An 18027-nucleotide genomic window follows, 5' to 3' on the forward strand; every position below is an offset into this window, starting at 1 on the left:
CCAGACCGTCAAATAACGATCAAATTTAGTGAACAAATAACTAATCAAGCCAGATAAATAGGAAAGTAAAATGAACGAATTTAAACTACACACTGTTGAATCAGCACCAGAGAAGAGTAAAGCAATCCTTGAGGGTGCTCAGAAGCAGATGGGTATGGTTCCTGGGCTTTATGCTGTTATGGCCGAGTCACCGGAAACATTGAAAGCATACACTCAAATTCATCAACTATTCACCAATACATCGTTTGATGCTGAAGAGCTAACCGTGGTTTGGCAGACCATCAATGTTGAGCACGAGTGTCACTATTGTGTTCCTGCTCATACAGGTATTGCACATTCAATGAAAGTAGACCCTGCTTTAACAGAAGCACTGCGTAACGATGAAGCGATGCCAACACCAAAGCTGCAGGCACTTAAAAACTTCACTCTTGCTGTTGTACGTCAGCGTGGCAATGTATCAGAAGCCGATATCAGCGCATTTTTTGCCGCAGGCTATGCTCACCAGCAAGTGCTGGAAGTGATACTTGGCTTATCTCAAAAAGTGATCAGCAATTACGTAAACCACGTAGCTCATACACCTGTAGACAAAGTGTTCGAGAAGTTTGCGTGGTCTAAATAACCATCAGGCACTCTATGAAAATAGCCATACAAAGCGCTTTATATGGCTATTTTAAATTAGCGAAATAACGTAAGTTTGGTTGGTTACTTGACGACGTATCTGAGTAATACTTCGTTATCGAGCACGACGTTGGTAGACCAAATAAAACTCGCTCCCGCGCCGCTAAACTTATTAATTCAGTTTTCCTTCATCCAACGCACTAGCAACCCATACCAATGGTGCATTCCAGTTAATAGTGATCTCATTGAGTGTCCATGCATTGATGTTGTCGCGATAGCAAGTCTGTCCGATACAGCTCCCTTTTAACGGAGCAGCAACAGGGTCACTAAAACTGACGGAGTTTGGACCACCAATGAGTGCACCCGGAGCCGGGGCAGGATAGCTTTCATCTGCGGCTTTTGCCCAGAAGCGATGGTGCGGTCTTTGCGCAGCATTGGTGCCGTAGCCGGTCACATAGGAAATGTTCATCGGGTTAGCACCCAACACGTAATCCATTGCATTGGCCGCCGCTTTTAGATATTGCAATTCACCTGTAAAGTCGTTGGCGTAGATTAAAAATACGCTACGGTTGACCAGATTGGAGTTTGAGCCCCAAGGGTATTCTTCAACGCTGTATGGGATATGGTAGCCTTCGGCTTCGATCTGCTTGGTATAGTTGTTTGCTGTTTCAATGATAGCTTGACGGGCTTTAGCTATTTCATCCTTACCCAGTGTATTGTCAACCACAGCAAGGCTTATCGTGCCGAGTGGCGCAGTATATTGCCAATAAATGTCGCCATCGGCTTCGATATTCGCTTTTGGCGTATCTAGGTATAACGGTGAATCAACGACCACTTGTTTATACTTGTCGTTGCCGGTTGTGATAAACAGTTCACTCGCCGCCCAGTAAATTTCATCATCCAGTTCTAAATCGTTGTATGGCCCCGAGCCTGTAAAGTTATCGTAGGCATAGATCTCTGGGTGTTTCTGCGCAGCATCCCATGCAGTTTGTGCAGCTTCGAGACATTGTTTAGAAAAGTCGGCATCAATATCACGCCATATACGTGCACACTGTGCGCCAATTGCAGCTAAGTTGAGTGTTGCCGCGGTGCTTGGTTGCCCGACATAGCGTTTTTGCGTGTCCATATGTGGCGGCAGTGGCATACCTGTCCATGCCTCATCGGCAATTTTGTGAAAGGCGAGTCCAGAAGCGTCAATCTCAGTCAATTCCAATTTTTGGTCGGCTGACTGATCCCCGATAGGTGCATAGACTTTCTTACCAGCAGGAATTTGCATCGCAAGCATAAACTCAACATTCCAACGAGCCTCGCTCAATAAGGGGTTTACGCCGTTGTCTTTCTCTGGAATCGCGACATTACCACTGGTAAATGGCGTGTTGGCACTATCGAGCCATAGACCACGCTCATAAAGGTTAAGCAGGGTCCATGTTGAAATACCGCTGTTGACCATATACTTTCCGTGGTCTCCGGCATCATACCAACCGCCCGTCGTATCGATAGTGAAATCACATCCAGGCCAATTATTACCCCATGAATCTTGCTTATCAAAACAGGTGACTACATCATTCGGGTGACCGGCAGGTCTTGCAAGATCGGGTCTTTGGACGAATTCAGGCTTAATTTCAATACCACTACGGTTTTGATAAAAGTAGGATAGAGCATCGTATTTTAGTCGCGAATACACGTTGCTTGAGATATCAAACGGAAATCCTTTGTCATCCTCAATCGCAACAGTAAGCCCACTCATTTCAGAAGTGTAGTGACTTAGATTAATGCGATGCAACTGCTCTCCTGAAGCACTGTTTTCTCCAAAGGGCTCAGTGCGCCCCATGTCAATGTTGATGCCTTGTGCGTTGCTGAGTGTCCATCTAAGAGGTTGTTCTGAGTCAGAAGCGATAAAGATAAATTTATCGGCTTTGGGTAAAAAGCCTATTTGGTTGTGTCGAATCGGAGAGTTCTCGACGATTTCTACGTAAGGTTTGCCTTGAATCGACATGTCGCTAATACAGACCGTTGCGGGTTTTTGTGCACCCATCTGAAATTGGAACTCACCGCCAGCATCACTGGGTTTGTCTTGCTTGAACTCAAAGCTGTAGTGTTTTTTCTCAGTGCCAATTTTTGTGTCATTAACGAAGTAGTGGGTATAAGGAGGGCCTTCATGCTGGATGAGGGTTTTGACTTGAGTTACGACATCCGCATAGGCATTGAAGGAAATAGTATAGCTTTCACCTTCGGCAAGACCAACCCCACCGTGTCCAAGAATCACGCTCCACGGGTCACTACCTGGGTTCGTGATGTTCATACATGCTTGATTGTTATCTGTCGCTACTTGCGCGCCAGCAGTCCACCAACCATCAATCCCGTTAAATTGCCCGTTGCGAATCATCTCATCGGCGTAAACCGAACCACTTGAAATCAGTGCCCCCGCAACCATAAATAAACGCATGTTGCCTTTACTCATGTCTTCTCCTTAATCCCTATTTAGAAAACATTAATGTAATACTCGGGCGTGCGCTTCGGATAGTTAGACGAATATTGAACTGTGATTAAAGCACTCTAATGAAATGTAATTCGTGACTATGTAATCATATATAAATAATTTCATGGTGGAGTTTCATAATGATTTGCAGAGATGGAACGAAATCACGCCTCGAAATTTGTGAGCCAGATCGCTACAATAAGCGCCTTTTTGCGTTTCCAAGTAAGAGTAGGTAGGCACTGTGTACAACAAAGAGCAATTTGAACTTCTTGCACCAGGTGGTGATCTCGAATCGATAAAGGCAGCCATCGCTGCAGGTGCAGATGCTATCTATTGTGGGCTTGATCGTTTCAACGCTCGAAACCGTGCCGCTAATATTACTCTTGATGTGCTTGATAGCGTGCTAGAACTCGCCCATCAACACGATTGCAAAATCTTCCTCACGTTGAATATCATTGTTCTTGAGAGTGAAATTCCAGCTATTGTACGTTTACTACAGCAATTACTCGATACGCGTATTGATGGCGTTATTGTTCAAGATCTCGGCTTGGCATACATTCTAAAGCATCATTTTCCTGCTTTGGATATGCACGTATCTACACAAATGAATACGCACAATGAAGGTCAAATTGCCTTGCTTGGTAAGCTTGGTGCAAGTCGTGTGAATCTATCTCGTGAATTAAATATTGAAGAAATCACCCAACTAGCGGCATTTGGTCATCAGCACAATGTGTTGATGGAAGTGTTTGTGCATGGTTCATACTGTATCGGCTTTTCTGGTCTCTGTTATATAAGCTCGGCACGTAATGGTGCTTCGGGTAACCGAGGTCGATGCAGCCAGCCGTGTCGTGAGCAGTATCAGCAAACCGAGATGGGCAAAGATTACCCATTAAACATGAAAGACAACTCAGCATTTAGTGATCTAGAAGCACTGGCTAAAGCGGGCGTTTATTCATTGAAGGTCGAAGGTCGAATCAAGAAATCGCACTACGTGCATACTGTTGTGGATAGCTGGCGAAAGCAAATCGATCGCTTATGTGACAATGTCACTCTATCAGACGATACTGAAGCGCTATATACAGTCTTTAACCGCGATTTTACCAATGGATACCTTCAAGGTGATATCCACCGAGATATGTATATTGATAATCCGCGCGATTTCGCACCAACCCACTTCAGTCAAAAAGCCAATGCTAAAACACCATTAGAGATTAAATCGATCAAACAAGCTCTCTATGACAAAAAGACGGAAATCATTGAGTCGGTTGAAGAGGCTACTTCGCAGATGCACATAGAAGCCAAAAGCAAACGCAGCTTAAAAGGTGCGATAGAGGTTGATGGTTTTAGTATGCCATCAAAATGTGATGATCAATTCTCAAGTCAACCACCAAGATTGTCAGTCTTGCTTTCTGATAAACAGCAACTTTCGTTGATTAACCAGTTTACTGATGTCGAGTTTATGTATCAGTTACCTGACGCACTGGCAGAGTTTGTCGATGAAACGATTGAGTGCTTGCAGTCTAACTCGTCGTTAATCCCTCTGTTTCCGGCAGTATTGATTGGTGCTCACTTTGAAGCGGCTCGTCAGATTTTAGAAACGATTCAACCGAGAAAGATTGTGACCAATAATCTAGGCGTTGCTGAACTTGCTAAGACACTAAAACTTGAATGGATCGCAGGCCCGCAACTGAACCTGTCTAATTCTTTCGCATTTAAGTGTATCGATGAAGAACTTCATGGCACTGGAGCGTATGTCTCTTCCGAACTGAATGAAAAGCAGATAAAGCGTCTCTATCGTCCAGAGGGTTTTGAACTTCACTACACGATTTATCAACCGTTGACGTTACTCACCAGTCGCCAATGTTTGTTCATTCAGAGTGTCGGATGTAAGAAACAACGCATGAATCGTGGCTGCATGAAACGTTGCTCAAAGCATGCATCGATACTCAACCTTAAAGACAACCCATACATTATCGATAAAAAAGCAGGCAGTTTTAATAGCTTATACAGTGATAAAAATGTACTCAACCTTGAGGTTTTAGGTGACCTTAAAGAGACGTTTACTCATTTCACCATTGATATACGAACGATCAAAACGCAGACCGAAGTGACAGTGAGTGATGAAGAGTTGATTACTTTGTTTTCCAAGCTAATCAGTGGACAAAGCGATCCTGATACGGTTCGAGAAGTCGTGATTAATACGACTAACCAGCAATACAAAAAAGGTGTCGCTTAAAGTACGGTTTATCACTGCGCAGTATGAGGGGACTTGTTTCTTCAGTGAATAATTAGTACTCCCTAATAGATGTACTAGTATCTTATTGAGTCTAATCACATTTCCCAAGGAGGGAGCATGAAGAAAACGTTGTTGGCGTTAGGTGTGGTTGTTGCGGTCGCAGGCTGTGCAACGGGCGATACTCCAGAAGCAAAAAAGAAGAATGCTCGTGCAGAAACGCAATCAGCACTGGAAGAGATTTATGCTGAGCATGATAGTGCGAAAAGTGCGGTGTCAGGAGCGTTGTCTTATCTAGTGTGCACGGGTTCAGATAGCTACCTCTTTGCGGCGGCTTCTGGTGGTGGTATTTGTACGTATCACAAAGGCGGGAGCATCGACTATTACCGATTTGCTTCTCTTGGCGCAGGGGTTGGTATTGGATTTAAAAAAGTTGCTTTTGTTTATGCTTATCATGATGCCGAAGCGATGAAGCGTTTTGAAGAAACCGGGTGGGACGCAGGGGCGAAAGCTGATGCCACCGCACAAGCCGATGGTGAAGGTGGACAAGCGGCAGCGAATACATCCTATGATGTCGAAGGCGTGAAAATATACCAAACGGCACTTTGGGGGGCAGCAGCACAAGCGACAGTTCAAGGTTATAAATTCTGGATGACGGACTTCACTGACGATGTGATTGAAAACAAAGAATAAATGAATACAAAGGCCTCGACAGAGGCCTTTCTTCTATCACTTAAGTATAAACTTAGTGCTAAACTAAAAATTAATCGATAGACCTAGTTTTACTCCTGTCTTAACTTTGTTAAAACATTGAAAAATAAGCGCTTGCCGCTTTTTATATTATTGTCATTATAGGACAATAGCGTTTTACCCATGCTATACGAAACGATATCGGTGTTTGAAGACTATGAACTTAAACAAACAATTCACGTTAGAACTCAAGTCTTTGATCGTCATTCTTATCTTTCCTCTCCTTATTATTATCCCAGCGGCCGTGGCTGTTGCTATCGGACGTGTGACAGATTCGTTAGACCAGTACTCGACGAGCTTTATTCGACGCGTTGATAGCATTATTGAGGAGCTTTACTTTGAGCATGGCCAAGTAAAAGATGCCAACTTTGATTGTGAGAACTTTAAAGACGAACTGTTTTTTGACAGTACCTATCGCGAGATGTTCTTTGTAAAAAACGGTATCGTGGTTTGTAGTTCTCGCCTAGGAAGTGCTAAAGCGGATATTCGTCATTTACTTGGAGACAAAGGCATCAAAACAGGGGAGTACTTATATAATCGAGCTGGGGACCCCTCAAAGCGAACACTCATTGTCGCTACGGTTGACGATAGAGATCCATTCTCAGGTGTATTTTCGATGATTGACCGGGAATATCTACAAACCAATATTGGTAAGCAAATCAGCGATAGGGTTGGTGCATTAAGGTTTCGAGTGGGGACACAAACCTTCCCCCAGTATGATGATTTCTCTTCTGATAAGCACCATGTTAGCGCTAAGTCCAATCACTATGGCTACGAGATCATTGTGGAAGCCAAACAGTCTTATTTAGAACACATGATTAGTTATGTTGTCTTACAAGGCATCATCGTGTCGTTGTTGTTGTCTACTGCATTCGTAGCTTTTAGACGTTACTTCCTCAAGGGGGACTCTCTTGTTGAAGACCTCAGGCGCGGCTTGGACAGAGATGAACTATTTTTGATGTATCAACCTGTTGTGGATAGTGAAAACAAGTCAGTGGTTGCCTTAGAAGCCCTTGCTCGCTGGGAACATCCTAGTATGGGTCTGATTGGGCCGAATGTGTTTATTCCCCTTGCTGAAGATTATGGCCTAATCAATAAACTAACCAGTTATGTGTTAGACCGCGTTTATCGTGATTTATGTGGAATGGATGACGTCAAAGTATCTTATGTCGGCGTGAATATACCACCACAGTATTTACATCATGCAAAACACATAGAACATCTACGTGATACGCATCGTTCTCTTGACGCACTGGGCGTTACGCTCTGCGTTGAGGTGACAGAGCGACAATTGCTCGATGACGATGCACGCAATGCGCTGACTACATTACGCGGGTTTGGAATCAAAATCTCTATCGATGATTTCGGTACAGGGCACACAGCGTTGTCTGTTCTACAGAAAACCAGTTTCGATGTGTTGAAGATAGACAAGTGCTTTATTGATACCATTGGGGTTGATTCCGTGAATACCCCGGTTTTGCAAACCATTATTGAGCTTGGGCACCGCCTAGGGGTTGATCTAGTCGCAGAGGGCGTTGAGACTTACGAGCAAGTTAGCTATTTGGATACTGCCAGTGTCCAATATCTTCAAGGGTATCATTTTTATAAGCCTCTCAATTTAACCCAGTTAAGAGAAATTCTTTAAATACATTGATTTATGTACGTGATAAGACAGGGGTTGTGTAGTCTGTGAGCGGCAATGTGAGGGTTTGGTCAAACTCACTATATTGCCATTTTACTTGTCGCTAAATCTGGTAGTTTGCGCGTTTTCCATTTATTTCAGGATTTTCATGCGCTTCATATCATGTTTCGCACTCATAATAAGTGCTCTATTTATCTCTCCAGCTTTCTCCAAAACTGGCGTAGGCGTCATGGTTGGTAACCCTTACTTGGGGCTTGAGTTAAAACACAACTCGTTAAGAATGAACGTCAGTCTTGACGACAATTTTGGTGTTGGGGTCAATAAAGTCTTTGGAATTAGTGATACACCTTTCTATGTGTATGCGGGTGGGCACTATGTTGACCGTGACAAATACTCGATTGCACTTACGCCGGGTGTTGGTGTAGAAATTAATGCCAATCCAGTAGGTTTCTATATTGATTTTGGTCCTAGTTTCTATCTCGATGAGATGGATTTTGATTGGGAAGCTAGAGCAGGATTACGAGTGTACTTCTAGTATACGAGTATTGTGTCAAAATAGCGCATTCACATTCTGTAGCATTATTTAAGCACTATTCTTGATAATAAATTCCGATACTTTGAAGCCTGTGCGATCTTGAGCGATCAACACCAAGTAAAATGACGCATTATTTTCTGTCTCTTGTAACCGTTTTCGCTAGCAATGAAAAAATATGCGCTTATTGTCGGTGTGATTACCTTAGCAGGCTTCACCGCATTCTCACTTCACACTTCTGAAAAAGAAGAACCCGCAGTGTCCTCTGCCTTAACAGTAGACACCACATTTAGCCAGCAACAGACTCTGCAACGCAGTGTTCATATGCTCGGCAATACCTTCGCTCATCAATCTATTGAGATTCAACCAGAAGACAAGGGCAGAATTACCCAAGTGTTAGTCCAGTCTGGTCAAAAGGTTTCTCAAGGACAACTTCTGTTTGCACTCGATGATCGCCACCAACAGGCGGCAGTCAACAGAGAGCAAGCGAACCTTAAAGAGATTGAGCGACAATATAATAATTTACTGCGCTTGTTGCCAAACGGTGCGGTGACACAGGCGGATGTTGATGCGGCGCTTGCCAATGTTGAAATGCAACAAGCTGAACTTGATATCGCCAAGGCAAACCTAGAAGACAAGCAAGTAACAGCGCCATTCACTGGGCAGCTTGGCCTTGTTGATGTCAGTATTGGCCAAAACGTAGAGAGCGATACGGTTTTAACTACTCTTGATGACCCTCGCCAATTGCGTCTAAATGTCGCGATTCCTGCACCTTATCTACGTCAACTCGCTATCGGTCAATCAACCTACCTCTCAAGTGTCGAAGACAGTACTCGTGTTAAGGCAACGCTCAAGAGTTTAGATGGACGCGTGAGTAACCAGACTCAAAGTATTCAAGCGCAATTCCTTATTGATAATGATGAGTTAGGTCTAACCCCAGGCAGTTTAGTCATGGGCGAGCTGACGTTACCTTCTGAAGTTGAAATCACGATTCCGCTGCAATCTGTTGTCTATCGTGGTCATCAACGTTACGTGTACGTGGTTCACGATAATACGGTTGAACAGCGACCAGTGACGCTGGGTGAACGAACGGGTGAACAAGTACAAGTCATTTCGGGGTTGGATCTTGGCGAAGAGATTGTCTATCGCGGTACTGTTAAACTAAGAGATGGCGCTGAGATTGAAATCATTGAAACCCTCGATGCGCAAGTAACGCAAGGTGAGCGATAACAATGAAGTTGTCTGATTTCGCTATGTATCGCCCAACGTCGGCGATCGTTCTCAATATCTTATTTATTGTGTTTGGTTTGGTGGGTGCAAGCATGCTGGCGGTTCGTGAGATGCCAGATGTTGAAAGTAGTGTTGTATCGGTCGGTACACCGTATCGCGGCAGTGCATCATCGATTGTAGAAAGTCAAATCACAAAGCCCATTGAAGATCAGCTCAGCGGCATTGATGGTATCGACTATATCTGGTCTTCATCTTGGGATGGTTGGTCCGGCGTAAACATTACCTTCAAGCCTGGTTATGACATGATTCAGGCAGTTAGTGATGTGCGTGATGCCGTAGGCCGTGCCCGCGGTCGTCTGCCTGATGATGTCGATGAACCTATCGTGCGCAAGAACAGCAGTGAGGGGGACCCATTCATGTGGCTCAACCTGACGAGTACCAAGCACGATCGCATAGAATTGAGTGATTATGCACAAAGGATCTTAATCGAAAGACTGAGCCTTCTTCCGGGCGTTAGCTCCATAAACACATCCGGTGTCATTGAGCGCGTTCTTTATGTGGAAATTGACCCAATTGAGCTGGCTGCAAGGGAGTTAACAACCACCGATGTCACTCGTGCATTGCGAGCGGAAAACCTCCAATTACCAGCGGGATACGTACGTAACGAGTCACTTAACGTTGTAGTAAGGCTTGAACGTTTATATCAAAAAGTTACTGATTTTGAACAGCTACAGATCGTTGAAAAAGACGGTGAATCTGTACTGCTTAAAGACATTGCGAATGTCTACGTGGGAGCAAAGAAAGAAACGACGACCTTTAAAGCCAATAACGTTGATAGTATGGGCTTAGGTATTGTTGCGATGTCTCAGGCTAATCCTTTAACGGTCTCTGAGGCGGTGTATAACGAACTCGAGTCATTAAAACATTTCTTACCTGAAGGGGTAGAGTTACAAGTCGACTATGACAGTACGGTATTTATTCGAGAGGCGATCAAAGAGGTTTACATAACGCTGGCGATTACTGCTGTATTGGTTATCTCAGTGCTCTATCTGTTTTTGGGGCGTTTATCCACCACCATTGTTCCCGCTATTACAGTGCCAGTCTCTCTTATTTCTGCGTTCTCGGTCGCTTATCTGTGTGGCTACTCTATCAACCTTGTGACCTTGATGGCGCTGATCCTTGCCATTGGTTTGGTGGTTGATGACGCGATTGTTGTGGTAGAAAACATTGTTCGACACAGACGCAATGGACTGCCTGCCATGGTCGCAGCTTTCAAAGGGACAAAAGAGCTCAACTTTGCTGTTATCGCGACTACATTAGTTTTGATCATGACGTTTTTGCCTTTGATCTTCCTGGAAGGAAAGTTGGGTAACATGTTTGCTGAGTTTGCAGTGATACTCTCTGCTGCCGTTGGATTCTCATCGATTGCCGCGTTAACGTTAGGGCCAGTGCTCAGTGAGCGCTTGTTTAGAAAAGAGCTGGAAGCTCCGAGTAAAGTTTGCCAGTGGGTCGACCGAGGTGTTAGCAAAACACAAGTGGGCTATCGTCATACGCTTGAGGGCGTACTGAAATGGCGCACATTCTCGTTGTTTGTTTTGGCACTGTGTTCAGTCGGGCTTTATTTTGCTTACGGTGCTCAACAGCGTGCATTTGCACCCGTTGAAGACCGTGGTGCGGTCAATGTTTATGTCGGTGGTATCGAGGCGACCAGCTATGAACGTATGGTTCGTAGCATGGAACAAATCAACGAGCGCTTAATGCCATTGGCTAATGAAGAAGGGCCAGTGGCATCTTTGAACTACTCAACGCCTGCTTTTGGCACATGGGCGGATCACCAAGGCTTTTTCATTATTCGTCTCAAGCATTGGGATGACCGAGACATGAACGCCACAGAAGTGGTGAACTTGATTAAAGAGCTCACTCGCGATGTCACCGATGTTCAAGTCTTCCCATACCAACCGGGTTTTGGTGGTGGAATGGGAGAGCCTGTTCAGTTTGTTCTGCAGGGTGAAGATTATGATGTGATCTATGAAATCGCCAAGGAGCTCGAACAGCTAGCAGAAGCCAGTGGCAAGATGGATGGCGCGAAGCTGGATTACAACCCGACAACGCCCGAAATGCTGCTAACAGTCAATCGAGAAGTGGCGCGTGATCTTGGTGTTAGCGTCAATGATATTGCTTCAACGCTTGAAGTGCTACTTGGCGGAGCGACAGAAACCCGTTTCGAAGAAGCGGGCGAAGAATATGATGTATATTTGAAAGCCAACGAAGAGCACTTTAACTCAGCAGCAGATCTAAGCAAGGTCTACCTGCGCTCAACGAATGGCGCGCTGATCTCGCTCGATACCTTGGTATCGGTCAACGATGTGGCCTCAGCTCGCGGCTTGTTCCACTATCAACGCAAAAAATCTATCAACTTAAAGGCTAACCTGGTTGAAGGGGTGACACTTGGGGAAGCATTGAGCTTTTTAGAAGAGACAGTGCAACCTATGTTGCCGCCAGGGTATACCTACGATTATGCCGGAGAGTCAAAAGACTACTATGATAATCAGCGTGAAGTTTGGCTCATCTTTGTTCTTGCTTTGTTTGTCTCATACTTAGTTTTAGCAGCTCAGTTTGAAAGTTTTGTCAGCCCAACCATCGTAATGCTCACAGTACCTATTGGTCTGTTAGGCGGTTTAGTGGGGATACTAATTGCGGGTGATAGTTTTAACTTATATTCCCAACTAGGTATGTTGATGTTAATTGGTATGGCGACAAAAAACGGTATTCTTATCGTTGAGTTTGCTAACCAGCTACGCGACCAAGGTCAAAGTGTAAAACAAGCGATCATGAATGCTGCGGAGCAACGTTTACGCCCAATTGTCATGACCGCAATGACAACGCTGCTTGGCTCGATTCCGATGTTAATTGCGACTGGTGCAGGTTCAGAAACACGCTTTGCGGTCGGTGTCGTTATTTTTAGTGGCATGTTACTTACAACCGTTGTGACCTTGTATGTCATTCCAAGCCTTTATTTGTGGATTGGTGGCTTTAGCCGTTCGCCAGAGGCACGGGTAAGCCAAGTGAACGACTTGCTTGCTCAGCATGCGGAGTCATAGTGTTATTGAGATTGGATTTTTAGTAGCCTCACTTTATCTCGCACTTGAGTCGAGGTAGAGTGAGCTTCTAATGCTCGAGCAGGGCATGATTACATGATTTATAGATGAACTAAGGAGAAGGCTCGTGCAAATTGTTGATGCAGCGAAATCACGTTATTCAACCAAAGCATTTGATAGCTCAAAGAAGCTGACCGACGAGCAAGTCACAGCGGTAAAAGAGCTAATTCGTCATAGTGCTTCCAGTGTAAACTCTCAGCCGTGGCACTTCATCATTGCAGGAACTGAAGAGGGCAAGGCGCGAGTATCGAAAGGCACTCAAGACGGTTTTGCATTTAACGATACTAAGGTAAAAAATGCTTCCCACGTTGTGGTGTTTTGCGCAAAAACCTCTATCGATGATGACTATCTAACAGCATTAGCTGATCTTGAAGATCAAGCTGGTCGTTATCCATCAGAAGAGGTGAAAAATACCGTCAATGCAGGGCGTAAGTTCTTTGTCGGCCTCCATCGTGAAACCCTAAATGATGCCGAGCATTGGATGCAAAAGCAGGTTTATCTCAATGTGGGAACACTTCTATTGGGCGCCAAGACTCTTGGTCTGGATGCTGTACCAATCGAAGGCTTTGACGCTGAAAAGCTCGATGCTGAATTTGGGCTTAAAGAACAAGGTTTGACGTCGGTTGTTATCGTGGCACTTGGCCACCGTTCTGAAGATGACTTTAATGCAAAACTACCAAAAGCACGTTGGGCAGAAGAGCAGGTATTTACCGAGTGCTAGTTAGCTAAAATTATACTTTATAAAATACCCTGCCATTCGATGTCAGGGTATTTTTTTATTTGTAAAATCATTGATTTCATACTATTTCGTACAAAATCGAGACGAAATCCACATGGTTTTTTTAATTGGTTGTCTAGACTGAATGTGTCAGTTTAAATAAGGGTGACAACCATGACCGATAAACAATCAAAATGTCCCATCGCACACGGTGCACATACCACTAGTGATAGAACTGAATTTGACTGGTGGCCTAAATCTCTCAATTTAGACATTCTTCATCAACATGATACAAAGACCGACCCTATGGGAGGAGACTTTGATTATGCTTCTGCGTTTAACTCATTAAACTACTCTGCTCTCAAGCAAGACTTAACCGACCTTATGACATCAAGTCAAGAGTGGTGGCCAGCCGACTGGGGTCATTATGGTGGTTTGATGATCCGTATGGCTTGGCACTCTGCAGGTACATATAGAATTGCGGATGGTCGTGGTGGGTCGAGTCGAGGCAATCAACGATTTGCGCCACTCAATAGCTGGCCAGATAATGGCAACCTTGATAAAGCGCGTCGCTTGCTTTGGCCTATTAAGCAGAAATATGGCAATGGTATCTCATGGGCTGATCTGATGATCTTAGCTGGTAACGTCGCCTATGAATCCATGGGACTTAAAACCTTTGGCTTTGCTGGTGGTCGTGAAGACATTTGGCATCCTGAAAAAGATATTTATTGGGGCTCAGAACAAGAGTGGTTGGCGCCTAGTGGCGGTGAAGGAACACGTTATTCTGGAGAGCGTGACTTAGCAAATCCGCTTGCCGCAGTGATGATGGGTCTGATTTACGTCAACCCAGAAGGGGTAGACGGTAAACCAGATCCTATCAAAACAGCCCGTGATATGAGAGCGACTTTCCAGCGTATGGCCATGAACGATGAGGAAACCGTTGCGTTAACTGCTGGCGGCCATACCGTAGGTAAATGTCATGGTAACGGTGATGCAGGGCTATTAGGTCCAGAGCCTGAAGCTGCAGAGGTCGAAGACCAAGGTTTAGGCTGGCTAAACAAGAGCAAACGCGGTGTTGGTCGTGACACTGTCACAAGTGGCTTGGAAGGTGCGTGGACAACCAACCCAACCCAGTGGGACAACGGGTATTTTGAGCTGCTATTAAACTATGACTGGTGGACGACTAAGAGCCCGGCAGGTGCGTGGCAGTGGGAGCCAGTGAACATAGAAGAAAAAGACAAACCCGTGGATGTCGAAGACAGTTCTATTCGTCACAACCCTGTAATGACTGATGCGGATATGGCACTGAAGTTTGACCCAGAGTTCCGAAAAATTGCAGATAAGTTTTACAAAGACCCAGACTACTTCTCAGAAATCTTTGCTCGAGCTTGGTTCAAGCTTACACACCGTGATTTAGGCCCAACGGCACGTTATCTAGGGCCAGAAATCCCTCAAGAAGAGCTTATTTGGCAAGATCCAGTGCCATCTGCGGAGTGTCGCTTGACAGATGATGCGATAGCGGAATTAAAAGAGAAAATCAGAGAGTCCGGCCTCTCTGACGCGGAGCTCATCACCACGGCTTGGGATAGTGCAAGAACCTACCGAAACTCTGACCGACGTGGTGGTGCTAATGGAGCACGCATTCGTTTCGCCCCCCAAAATCAATGGCAGGGCAATGAGTCAGAGCGATTGAACAAGGTTTTGGCAGCATTAGAATCGATTAAGCAAGCAACAGGCACGGCAATGAGCATTGCTGACCTGATTGTATTAGGCGGTGGTGTCGGGGTAGAAAATGCAGCCAAACTGGCTGGCTATGATGTTACCGTGCCATTTGAGCAGGGCCGAGGTGATGCATTAGAAGAGATGACAGATAAAGAGTCTTTTGATGTGTTAGAGCCATTACATGATGGCTTTAGAAACTGGGTTAAAGCAGATTACGTTGTGAGTGAAGAGGAAATGTTACTCGATAGAGCACAACTAATGAACTTGACTGCGGTGGAGATGACCGTTCTTGTGGGTGGTATGCGAGTACTTGGTGCTAACCACTCTGGTCGAGTTCATGGCGTGTTTACTGACAATATTGGCCATTTAACCAACGACTTCTTTGTTAACTTGACCGATATGAAGTATGCGTGGCAACCGGTAAATGCCCACGAGTATGACATCATCGAACGCTCAACAGGAAAGGTGAAATACCATGCATCGAGAGTTGATTTAGTCTTCGGCTCGAACTCAGTATTGCGCAGTTATGCAGAAGTGTATGCACAAGAAGATAACAAGCGTAAGTTCGTGGATGACTTTATCGCGGCATGGCATAAAGTCATGGATGCAGATAGATTTGATTTACACCGTTAATGGATAATCAGAGTTAGAAATACCAAAAGAGGTGGCCTCACTGAGTTAAACAGTCAAGCCACCTCTATTGTGTTAAGCAAAGTAATTTTAAGTAAAACAGCGCTAAGCTAGTTCTGCTTGTTTCGCGCTCTTCTTATCAAGCGCCCCACTGAAGCGTGTTAACAGCAGTGCAAATACCACCACAATACCGCCAACCCAAGGTGTGTTCATCAAGCCAGTTTCAGCAACGATAACACCGCCACCCCAAGAGCCAAGAGCAATACCCACGTTGAACGCTGCAATGTTAAGTCCTGAAGCAACATCAACCGCATCTGGTGCATACTTTTCCGCCAGTTTTACGACGTAGACTTGCAATCCAGGAACGTTACCAAACGAAAATGCACCCCAGATTAGAATCGTCATAACCGCTGTAATCTTATGGCCAGCCGTGAATGTGAATACAAATAGTATTAAAGCAAGGAACGCGAAAATAACCGTTAGAGCTTTAATTGGTCCCGCTTTATCAGCCAGCTTACCACCCCAGATATTACCAATCGCAACTGAGACACCGTAAACCAACATGATCAAACCAATCGCGCTAGATTCAAAGCCAGACACTTCTTCAAGGATCGGTGCTAAGTAGGTAAACGCTGTGAATGTACCACCGTAACCCAGTGCGGTAATCGCATAAACAAGAAGCAGTCTTGGTTGAGTAAGCACTTTAAGTTGCGCCGATAGTTTTGCGGCTGGTGGCTGCTTTAGGTTGCTAGGAACCAACAAAGCACTACCAATTAGGGCAATAAGACCGAGTACTGCTACGACCAAAAAGGTTGATTGCCATCCGAGAGACTGACCAATATAAGTTCCTAGTGGCACACCCGTTACAAGGGCAACGGTCAGACCTGTAAACATGATTGCAATCGCACTTGCTGCTTTGTCTCTAGAGACCAGTCCCGTCGCGATAGTCGAGCCTATAGAGAAAAAGACACCGTGTGCAAGACCCGTCAAAATACGTGCAGTAATAAGAGTGGTGTAGTTGGGTGCTTGCCACGCCAGAACGTTACCAATGACAAAGAGAGACATTACTGAAAGCAATACTTTCTTTCTTGGCCAGTTACCTGTAAGTGCGGTCAATACTGGTGCGCCAATCGCCACGCCAAGAGCGTATAAGCTAACGAGCAAACCAGCGGATGGAAGTGATACGTTTAAATCTGCTGCCATTGTCGGGATTAAACCAACAATAACAAACTCAGTGGTGCCGATGGCAAACGCGCTGAGCGTAAGAGCAAAAAGTGCTAAAGGCATAATGTTATCTCGTGAGTGTTTCGATGGGAGGCATTATGTTGAAAAAGCCTTTTGCAAAAAACAGTGATTATCACAAATGACTTTTGCTATAGTTGCAATAATCTTGCTTGTGAGTATCGGCTATGAAGACACGCTCTGACGACTTAGAAATACTGATTGCGGTTGTGGATACGGGAGGCTTTTCTTCTGCCGCTGAAATGCTTGAAATTCAAGTGGCCAAAGTTTCTCGTGCGGTTACTCGTATAGAGAGTCAGCTGGGGATTACGATTCTAAATCGAACCACAAGAAGGGTAGAGCTGACCGAAGAGGGAAGACAGTTTGTTGATAAAGTGCGTTTGGGCCTTGCGACACTCAACAGCGCAGAAGAGGAAGTCGTATCGAGAGGCGAGTTGCCAAAAGGAAAGCTACGCGTTGATGCTGCCAGCCCATTCATCTTTCATCAGTTAATTCCTCTCATTAAAGGCTTCAAACAAAATTATCCGGATATTGAGCTCGAACTCACTTCAAACGAAGGCTTTGTGGATCTGTTAGAGAAAAAAACGGATATAGCAATCCGTATTGGTAAACTCACCGATTCAACATTGCACGCCCGCTCATTAGGTAAAAGTGAGTTGTTTATTGTTGCTTCCAAAGATTATCTTGCAACACGCGGTGTACCTACCTCGCGTGAAGAGATTGAGCAACATGACCTATTAGGTTTCTCAGGGGTAAAAGTATTGAATCACTGGCCCATTGATGGAGGAATGTCCATTCAACCTACATTCACTGCGAGTAATGGAGAAACCGTGCGTCAGATGACACTCAATGGCAATGGCATTTCTTGCTTGTCTGGTTTTATGGTGAAGAAAGATATTGAAGAAGGTCGACTGGTTGCCCTGTTTGAACAAAACAAAGCAACCAATACAGGGCGCGAACTTGTCAATGCCGTGTACTACAAGTCATCTAATCTAGCTCGCCGAATTACCGCGTTTATTGATTATATTCAGCCAAGATTAACCCTTTAGATTTTTGATTTTAGCTTCTCACTT

At 44.8% G+C, this 18027-nt stretch carries 12 protein-coding genes; 10 read left to right on the forward strand and 2 right to left on the reverse strand.

Translation table 11 applies throughout. The annotated features are described in order from the left end of the window. Positions 1-70: 70 nt before the first annotated feature. Positions 71-619 (forward strand): carboxymuconolactone decarboxylase family protein, encoded by a 549-nt coding sequence (locus QWZ05_RS01800; RefSeq protein ID WP_290296162.1) that lies wholly within the window; start codon positions 71-73, stop codon positions 617-619. A gap of 171 nt (positions 620-790) precedes the next feature. Here QWZ05_RS01800 and QWZ05_RS01805 read toward each other — a convergent pair whose 3' ends face one another. Further along, on the reverse strand, positions 791-3079 hold the full coding sequence (locus QWZ05_RS01805; RefSeq protein ID WP_264875578.1) for a glycoside hydrolase family 9 protein: 2289 nt from the start codon (positions 3077-3079) through the stop codon (positions 791-793). 259 nt (positions 3080-3338) lie between these two features. Here QWZ05_RS01805 and QWZ05_RS01810 point away from each other — a divergent pair, with 259 nt between their 5' ends. From QWZ05_RS01810 to katG, 8 genes are all read left to right on the forward strand, one after another. After that, complete coding sequence (locus QWZ05_RS01810; RefSeq protein WP_290296165.1) at positions 3339-5333, forward strand: peptidase U32 family protein; 1995 nt, start codon at positions 3339-3341, stop codon at positions 5331-5333. Between the two features lie 117 nt (positions 5334-5450). Next, positions 5451-6023, forward strand: a complete 573-nt coding sequence (locus QWZ05_RS01815; protein ID WP_264875576.1) for a lipid-binding SYLF domain-containing protein — start codon at positions 5451-5453, stop codon at positions 6021-6023. A gap of 214 nt (positions 6024-6237) precedes the next feature. After that, positions 6238-7725 carry an EAL domain-containing protein gene (locus QWZ05_RS01820; protein WP_290296167.1) on the forward strand — a complete coding sequence of 496 codons (1488 nt, stop codon included), beginning with the start codon at positions 6238-6240 and terminating at the stop codon, positions 7723-7725. Positions 7726-7870: 145 nt separating this feature from the next. Continuing rightward, positions 7871-8257 carry a hypothetical protein gene (locus tag QWZ05_RS01825; protein ID WP_290296169.1) on the forward strand — a complete coding sequence of 129 codons (387 nt, stop codon included), beginning with the start codon at positions 7871-7873 and terminating at the stop codon, positions 8255-8257. A gap of 165 nt (positions 8258-8422) precedes the next feature. Then, positions 8423-9484 (forward strand): efflux RND transporter periplasmic adaptor subunit, encoded by a 1062-nt coding sequence (locus QWZ05_RS01830; RefSeq protein ID WP_290296171.1) that lies wholly within the window; start codon positions 8423-8425, stop codon positions 9482-9484. Between the two features lie 2 nt (positions 9485-9486). Beyond that, positions 9487-12585: an efflux RND transporter permease subunit gene (locus QWZ05_RS01835; RefSeq protein ID WP_264875572.1), complete on the forward strand. Its 3099-nt coding sequence runs from the start codon at positions 9487-9489 to the stop codon at positions 12583-12585. Between the two features lie 124 nt (positions 12586-12709). After that, the gene (gene nfsB, locus QWZ05_RS01840) at positions 12710-13363 is read left to right on the forward strand and encodes an oxygen-insensitive NAD(P)H nitroreductase (RefSeq protein ID WP_264875571.1); all 654 of its coding nucleotides are present in this window, start codon (positions 12710-12712) and stop codon (positions 13361-13363) included. 171 nt (positions 13364-13534) lie between these two features. Then, positions 13535-15715 (forward strand): catalase/peroxidase HPI, encoded by a 2181-nt coding sequence (gene katG, locus QWZ05_RS01845; RefSeq protein ID WP_290296174.1) that lies wholly within the window; start codon positions 13535-13537, stop codon positions 15713-15715. 102 nt (positions 15716-15817) lie between these two features. Here the strand turns inward: katG and QWZ05_RS01850 are convergent, their stop codons facing one another. Then, positions 15818-16999, reverse strand: coding sequence for an MFS transporter (locus tag QWZ05_RS01850; RefSeq protein ID WP_290296176.1), 1182 nt, complete (start codon positions 16997-16999; stop codon positions 15818-15820). A 122-nt stretch (positions 17000-17121) separates the two neighbouring features. On the opposite strand from QWZ05_RS01850, the gene QWZ05_RS01855 reads away from it, so the two are divergent. Then, positions 17122-18003 carry a LysR family transcriptional regulator gene (locus QWZ05_RS01855; RefSeq protein WP_290296178.1) on the forward strand — a complete coding sequence of 294 codons (882 nt, stop codon included), beginning with the start codon at positions 17122-17124 and terminating at the stop codon, positions 18001-18003. Positions 18004-18027: the final 24 nt, after the last annotated feature.

The organism is Vibrio agarivorans, from assembly GCF_030409635.1.
Classification (GTDB): domain Bacteria; phylum Pseudomonadota; class Gammaproteobacteria; order Enterobacterales; family Vibrionaceae; genus Vibrio; species Vibrio agarivorans.